The sequence below is a fragment of the Shimazuella alba genome, assembly GCF_009831235.1.
Lineage (GTDB): Bacteria > Bacillota > Bacilli > Thermoactinomycetales > Thermoactinomycetaceae > Shimazuella > Shimazuella alba.
In genome coordinates, this window is sequence record NZ_WUUL01000036.1 from 1 (window position 1) to 1,244 (window position 1,244).

The 1,244-nt window shown below is 39.0% G+C and carries 1 pseudogene; it reads right to left on the reverse strand.

Annotated features, from left to right (window positions below):
- Positions 1-1,244 (reverse strand): annotated as a pseudogene (locus GSM42_RS20275) (IS3 family transposase); the annotation flags it as partial.

A 1,244-nucleotide genomic window follows, 5' to 3' on the forward strand; every position in this document is an offset into this window, starting at 1 on the left:
TTTTCATTCGCTTGTGATTGTAGTAGTGAATATATTGATCTAGTTCTCGCTGAAAATGCTCCATACTCTCGAATTCTTTCAAGTAGAGCAATTCGCTTTTTAATAAACCAAAGAAATTCTCCATCACAGCATTATCCAAACAATTGCCCTTCCGAGACATACTTTGGACTATTCCGCGTTCTTTCAAGGTATGTTGATAGTGCTTCATTTGGTAATGCCATCCCTGATCCGAGTGAAGAAGTGGAAATTCATCCTGGTTTAATCGCTGGAAGGCTTTCTCCAGCATGTTGGCCACAAGTGGATAAACCGGACGTTTTTCTACTTGATAAGCTACAATTTCACCATTAAAGAGGTCAAGAATGGGCGATAGATATAGCTTTTCACCATGTAAATGAAATTCGGTGACATCTGTAACCCATTTTTCATTGGGTTTCGTTGCTTGAAAATTACGTGCTAAAAGGTTTGGTGCAATTTTTCCACGTTCCCCCGATAGGAACGATATTTTTTCAACCGAACGAGACACTTCAAACCCAATTCATTCATCAGACGACGAACCGTCTTATGATTTAAGCGATAGCCTTTATTTCGTAATTCCCATGTGATTCGACGATAACCATAACGCCCTTGGTGTTCTTCGAAAACCTCTTGGACTTTTTCTTTTATTTCGTTGTATTTATCTGGTTTGTTGCTTTGTTTTATCCAGTAGTAATAGGTACTTCGGGCCATTTGAGCGATTTTTATTAACTCAACTACCTTCCATTTGTGCCTTCATTCATAGACTATTTGCGCTTTGTCCTGTTCGCAGATTTTTCTTTTTCTTGAATGAAGGCATGTAACTTTTTTAAGTAATCTATCTCCATTCGTAATTTTTCATTTTCTATACGTAGTATCTCTTCTGGACTTTTTGTTTGTTCTCGTTTCTTTGCTTTTTTTCCCATGGATGGACGCCCCTTCTTCTTTGGCATAAGAGCATCCATCCCTTGTGTCTCCATAACATGTTTCCAATTCCATACTGTGCTCGAAGAGGGGATGTTAAAGATCGCAGCTGCTTTTTCAGTGGATGCTCCTGTTTCTCTCATATAGGTTAGTACGTCCATTTTAAACTCCATTGAATAGTTTGTATATGTTTGAAAAGCTGCTATCCCATGCTCTCGAAAATTTGCTACCCATCTTTTTAACAGCGAAACGTTCACCTGATGCTTCTCCGAGGTGGTTCTATAGGACTCCACACCCTCTAGATATGC